This is a genomic window from Candidatus Colwellia aromaticivorans, assembly GCF_003333305.1.
GTDB classification, from domain to species: Bacteria; Pseudomonadota; Gammaproteobacteria; order Enterobacterales; family Alteromonadaceae; genus Colwellia; species Colwellia aromaticivorans.
In genome coordinates, this window is record NZ_QOLD01000021.1 from 1 (window position 1) to 5,283 (window position 5,283).

The window sequence follows — 5,283 nt, forward strand, 5'->3', positions numbered from 1 at the left end:
GAAAGCTTGTGGCTTAAATTGACTCTGTCAAACACAGTGTTGACAGTCGGCTTGGTTTTATCCTCCACACCATTACTGGCTTTCATCGGCCTAGCCTTACTCACTACTACGGGTTCATCTGCCACCTCACACTCGTAATACTCTTGAGTCACCTCTTGAATAATACGTCCAACCATTTTTGATCAAATCATTTTGATTGGATACAATGCCAGGCTTCCCCAGTTACTGCACTAGTTCCCTGTTAGAAATTCCACCCTCAAACACAGCATTGGTCTGACTAAGTATTGGGCTTCGCGCTATTTTGGACGCTTACCCACCAATACCGCCGAAGCAGGTTACGGTTAGTTGTGTACCTCTAACTTCTTATGGCTTCCTTCAGACCCCACCGTTAGCCAGTGACGCCCTTGCCATTCAGATTATCTTCCCCTTAGTCGGGGTGATAAGGCTTCTTTCAGCCTATCGGGTTTGCCAGCTTCGCTGGGCAAACAAAAAAGACCCTAACAAATAAATGTTAGAGCCTTTTTAAGTAACTTCGATAAAAGTTTAATTCAGTATAAAATACTAATTAAGCTTTAGTAATCACGTCAACTAAAGTCCAGTTCTTAGACTTAGATATTGGCGCTACTTCACGAATTGTTACTACATCACCTTCGTTACATACGTTAGTTTCATCATGCGCTTTCAACTTAGTTGAACGCGTGATGTACTTACCGTACATAGGATGCTTAACGCGACGTTCGATCATTACAACAATAGACTTATCCATTTTGTTACTGATTACGACGCCTTGTATTGTGCGGATTTTAGTTTCGCTCATTACTTACCAGCCTTTTCAGTTATGATAGTCTTTACACGTGCAATGTTGCGACGTACGATTCTTAGCAAGTGAGTTTGTGCTAATTGACCAGTGCTTGCTTGCATGCGGTAGTTAAACTGCTCGCGTAAAAGCTCTAGTAATTCAGCGTTAAGCTCTTCAATGCTTTTTGCTTTAAGTTCGCTAGCTTTCATTACATTACCGTCCTAGTTACGAAGGTAGTTTTAAACGGAAGTTTAGCTGCTGCTAAAGCAAATGCTTCGCGTGCTATTTCTTCTGAAACACCTTCCATTTCATAAAGAACACGACCAGGAAGAATTTGGCAAACCCAATATTCAACTGAACCTTTACCTTTACCCATACGAACCTCAAGAGGTTTTTTAGTAATTGGCTTATCAGGGAATACGCGGATCCAGATTTTACCTTGACGCTTAACGTGACGAGTCATTGCTCGACGTGCGGCTTCAATTTGGCGTGCAGTCATACGACCACGTTCAACCGATTTTAAACCGAAAGTACCGAAGCTAACTGAGCTACCGACCTGTGCAAGACCACGGTTGCGCATTTTAAATTGCTTACGGAATTTAGTACGTTTTGGTTGTAACATTACTTATTCCTCTTACTTACTGTTTTTGCGGTTGTTTTTTCTTTTAGGCTTAGCCGCTGGTTGTTCTGCCACAAGTGGCATTTTACCAATGATTTCGCCTTTAAAGATCCAAACTTTAATACCAATAACACCATAAGTCGTGTTACCACGAGCAATAGCATAATCGATATCAGCACGTAAAGTATGTAAAGGTACACGACCTTCACGATACCATTCTGCACGAGCAATATCAGCGCCGCCTAAACGACCACTAACTTGAACTTTGATACCCTTAGCACCTAAACGCATAGCATTTTGTACGGCACGCTTCATGGCGCGACGGAACATAACACGACGTTCTAATTGACTAGCAATACTGTCAGCAACAAGCTGCGCATCCATTTCTGGCTTACGTACTTCAGCAATGTTGATTTGAGCAGGAACGCCAGCAATTTTAGACACTGCTAAACGTAGTTTCTCAACATCTTCGCCTTTCTTACCGATAACAACACCCGGACGAGCCGTATGAATTGTTACGCGGATAGATTTAGCTGGACGTTCAATAACTACTTTAGATAGTGATGCGCGTTTAAGCTTCTCTTTTAAAAATTCGCGAACCTTATGGTCGCCGTCTAAGTTGCTAGCAAAATCTTTGCTGCTTGCAAACCAAGTAGACGCGAAAGGTTTCGTGATACCTAAGCGAATACCGGTAGGATTAACTTTTTGACCCATACTAATATACTCCTAAGAATCAGACACAATCACAGTAATGTGACTAGTGCGCTTGATGATGCGATCGGCTCGGCCTTTCGCACGTGGCATAATACGTTTCATTGTTGGACCATCGTCAATCAAAATTGTTTTAACGACTAATTCATCAATATCTGCACCTTCGTTGTGCTCTGCATTAGCAATTGCTGAGTTAAGTACTTTTTTCACTAATTCAGCAGCTTTTTTGTTGCTGAATGTTAGTATTTCAAGTGCTTTCTCAACGTGTTGTCCACGGATTTGATCCGCTACTAAACGTGCTTTTTGCGCAGAACCACGGGCAAATTTATGTATAGCAATAGCTTGCATTTAACTTCCCCTTACTTCTTCGCTTTCTTATCAGCGACATGACCGCGATAAGTACGAGTTGGTGCAAATTCTCCTAATTTGTGACCGATCATTTCTTCGGTTACAAATACAGGAACGTGTTGACGGCCATTATGGACAGCTATGGTCAATCCGATCATCGTAGGGATGATCATTGAACGACGGGACCAAGTCTTAATTGGCTTTTTATTCCCGCTTTCCACCGCTTTCTCTACCTTCGTCAACAAGTGTAGGTCAATAAAAGGACCTTTCTTGAGGGAACGTGGCATGGTGATTCCTTAATTATCAGTACTCTGATTACCGACTTTTGTCGGTAATCGAGAGTATTTAGTTTAATGCACTAATTACTTATTAGTACGACGACGTACGATAAATTTATCAGTACGCTTATTACTACGAGTCTTGTAACCCTTAGTTGGTACACCCCAAGGGGATACCGGGTGACGACCGCCAGATGTTTTACCTTCACCACCACCGTGTGGATGGTCAACTGGGTTCATGGCAACACCACGAACAGTTGGGCGAACACCGCGCCATCTTGAAGCACCCGCTTTACCCAAAGAGCGAAGCATGTGTTCAGAATTGCCGATTTCACCTAAAGTAGCACGACAATCTGCTTCGATTTTACGCATTTCGCCAGAGCGAAGACGTAAAGTAACGTAAGCACCATCTTTCGCAACTAATTGTGCGTAAGTACCAGCAGCACGAGCAATTTGCGCGCCCTTACCTGGTTTAAGTTCGATTGCGTGAATAACACTACCTAATGGTGTGTTACGTAACGGCATAGTATTACCCGCTTTGATTGGAGCATCAACACCTGACTGGATAACATCTCCAGCACTTAAGCCTTTAGGGGCTAAGATGTAACGACGCTCGCCATCTGCGTATAATACAAGTGCAATGTTAGCACTACGATTTGGATCGTATTCGATACGTTCAATTTTCGCAGGGATACCATCTTTATTACGCTTAAAGTCGATTATACGATAATGTTGCTTATGACCACCACCAATGTGACGAACCGTAATGCGACCATTATTGTTACGACCACCAGACTTAGACTTAGTGTCTAATAATGGTGCGTAAGGCTTACCTTTATGAAGCTCTTTGTTTACCACTTTAACTAGGTGACGACGACCCGGAGAAGTAGGTTTACATTTTACAATAGCCATTTTCTAACTCTCCTATTGTTCAGCGCCGACGAAGTCGATATCACTACCTTCTGCAAGAGTAACATATGCTTTTTTCCAATCGTTACGACGACCAGTACGAGCACCTGTACGTTTTACCTTACCCTTAACATTAAGTGTATTAACACCTACAACTGAAACTTCGAAAAGTTTCTCAACTGCTGCTTTGATTTCAGCTTTAGTAGCATCAGTAGTTACTTTGAAAACAACAGTGTTGTTTGCTTCAGCAGCTACAGTCGCTTTTTCAGAAATGTTCGGTGCTAAAAGCACTTTTAACAAACGTTCTTCGTTTATCATGCTAAAATCCCCTCAATTTCTTTAACTGCATCAGCAGTAATTAAAACTTTTTCGAAACCAACTAAGCTTACAGGGTCAATTGCTGCAACGTCACGAACGTCAACTTTATATAAGTTGCGTGCTGATAAGAACAAGTTCTCGTCAACTTCTTTCGTTACAATCAATACGTCTTTAAGCTCTAAACCTTTCAGTTTAGCAACTAATTCTTTAGTTTTAGGCGTTTCTACCGAAAAATCGTTAACAACAACTAAACGTTCTTGACGAACTAATTCAGATAGGATGCTAGCGATAGCACCACGATACATTTTACGGTTAACTTTTTGGCTGTGGTCTTGAGGTTTAGCAGCAAATGTTACACCACCTGAACGCCAAATTGGACCACGAGTAGTACCGGCACGTGCACGGCCAGTACCTTTTTGACGCCATGGTTTAGCACCACCGCCACTAACTTCTGAGCGAGTTTTCTGAGCACGAGTACCTTGACGAGCACCAGCTGCATAAGCAACTACTACTTGATGTACTAACGCTTCATTAAACTCACGTCCAAAAGTTGCTTCAGATACTTCAAGAGCACCTGATGCGTCTTTTAATGATAATTCCATCACAAAATCTCCTGGACTAAGCTTTAACAGCTGGTTTGATGATTACGTTGCCATTGATAGCACCCGGAACTGCGCCTTTAACAAGCAACAAGTTACGTTCTGCGTCAACGCGAACCAATTCAAGGTTTTGTGTAGTACAACGCACAGCACCCATATGACCAGACATCTTTTTACCTTTAAATACACGACCTGGTGTTTGACATTGACCTAACGAACCGTTAGAACGATGTGATAACGAAACACCATGTGTTGCATGTTGCATAGTAAAGTTCCAGCGTTTAATACCGCCTTGGAAACCTTTACCTTTAGATGTACCAGTAACGTCTACTAATTTAGTGTCATTGAATACTTCAACAGTAAGTTCACTGCCAGCTTCAATTTCGCTACCTTCATTTTCGTTTAAGCGGAATTCCCACAGGCCACGACCTGCTTCAACGCCTGCTTTCGCGAAATGACCAGCTGCTGGTTTTGTTACACGGCTTGCTTTACGCTTGCCCGTAGTAACCTGTAGCGCTGAATAACCATCGTTTTCTACAGTTTTAACCTGAGCAACACGGTTTGCTTCAACTTCAATAACAGTAACAGGGGTAGAAACACCATCTTCTGTGAAGACACGAGTCATACCCACTTTACGTCCAACTAGACCTATAGTCATTGTTAAAACTCCCCTTAGCCCAAGCTGATTTGAACATCAACACC

Annotated in this window: 10 protein-coding genes; all 10 read right to left on the minus strand. The window is 42.3% G+C overall.

Features of this window, described 5'->3' with window-relative positions:
* Positions 1-565 precede the first annotated feature (565 nt).
* The 10 genes from rpsQ to rplC all read right to left on the minus strand — a co-directional run bounded on the left by rpsQ (position 566) and on the right by rplC (position 5,239).
* Positions 566-817 (minus strand): 30S ribosomal protein S17, encoded by a 252-nt coding sequence (gene rpsQ, locus DWA31_RS03825; RefSeq protein WP_114325346.1) that lies wholly within the window; start codon positions 815-817, stop codon positions 566-568.
* Positions 817-1,008 carry a 50S ribosomal protein L29 gene (rpmC, locus tag DWA31_RS03830; protein ID WP_033082647.1) on the minus strand — a complete coding sequence of 64 codons (192 nt, stop codon included), beginning with the start codon at positions 1,006-1,008 and terminating at the stop codon, positions 817-819. The genes rpsQ and rpmC overlap by 1 nt, the downstream gene beginning before the upstream one ends.
* Positions 1,008-1,421 carry a 50S ribosomal protein L16 gene (rplP, locus tag DWA31_RS03835; protein ID WP_114325347.1) on the minus strand — a complete coding sequence of 138 codons (414 nt, stop codon included), beginning with the start codon at positions 1,419-1,421 and terminating at the stop codon, positions 1,008-1,010. The genes rpmC and rplP overlap by 1 nt, the downstream gene beginning before the upstream one ends.
* Before the next feature lie 12 nt (positions 1,422-1,433).
* Positions 1,434-2,132, minus strand: a complete 699-nt coding sequence (gene rpsC, locus DWA31_RS03840; RefSeq protein WP_114325348.1) for a 30S ribosomal protein S3 — start codon at positions 2,130-2,132, stop codon at positions 1,434-1,436.
* 12 nt (positions 2,133-2,144) lie between these two features.
* Positions 2,145-2,477 carry a 50S ribosomal protein L22 gene (rplV, locus tag DWA31_RS03845; RefSeq protein ID WP_114325349.1) on the minus strand — a complete coding sequence of 111 codons (333 nt, stop codon included), beginning with the start codon at positions 2,475-2,477 and terminating at the stop codon, positions 2,145-2,147.
* A gap of 11 nt (positions 2,478-2,488) precedes the next feature.
* Positions 2,489-2,764 carry a 30S ribosomal protein S19 gene (gene rpsS, locus DWA31_RS03850; RefSeq protein ID WP_011041718.1) on the minus strand — a complete coding sequence of 92 codons (276 nt, stop codon included), beginning with the start codon at positions 2,762-2,764 and terminating at the stop codon, positions 2,489-2,491.
* Positions 2,765-2,839: 75 nt separating this feature from the next.
* A complete protein-coding gene (rplB, locus tag DWA31_RS03855) occupies positions 2,840-3,667 on the minus strand; it encodes a 50S ribosomal protein L2 (RefSeq protein WP_114325350.1) in 828 nt (275 codons plus the stop codon).
* A 12-nt stretch (positions 3,668-3,679) separates the two neighbouring features.
* Entirely contained in the window at positions 3,680-3,982 is a 303-nt protein-coding gene (gene rplW / locus DWA31_RS03860; protein ID WP_114325351.1) for a 50S ribosomal protein L23, read from the minus strand.
* On the minus strand, positions 3,979-4,584 hold the full coding sequence (gene rplD, locus DWA31_RS03865) for a 50S ribosomal protein L4 (protein ID WP_114325352.1): 606 nt from the start codon (positions 4,582-4,584) through the stop codon (positions 3,979-3,981). Before rplD ends, rplW begins: the two co-directional genes overlap by 4 nt.
* A gap of 16 nt (positions 4,585-4,600) precedes the next feature.
* Positions 4,601-5,239 (minus strand): 50S ribosomal protein L3, encoded by a 639-nt coding sequence (gene rplC, locus DWA31_RS03870; protein WP_114325353.1) that lies wholly within the window; start codon positions 5,237-5,239, stop codon positions 4,601-4,603.
* Positions 5,240-5,283 lie beyond the last annotated feature (44 nt).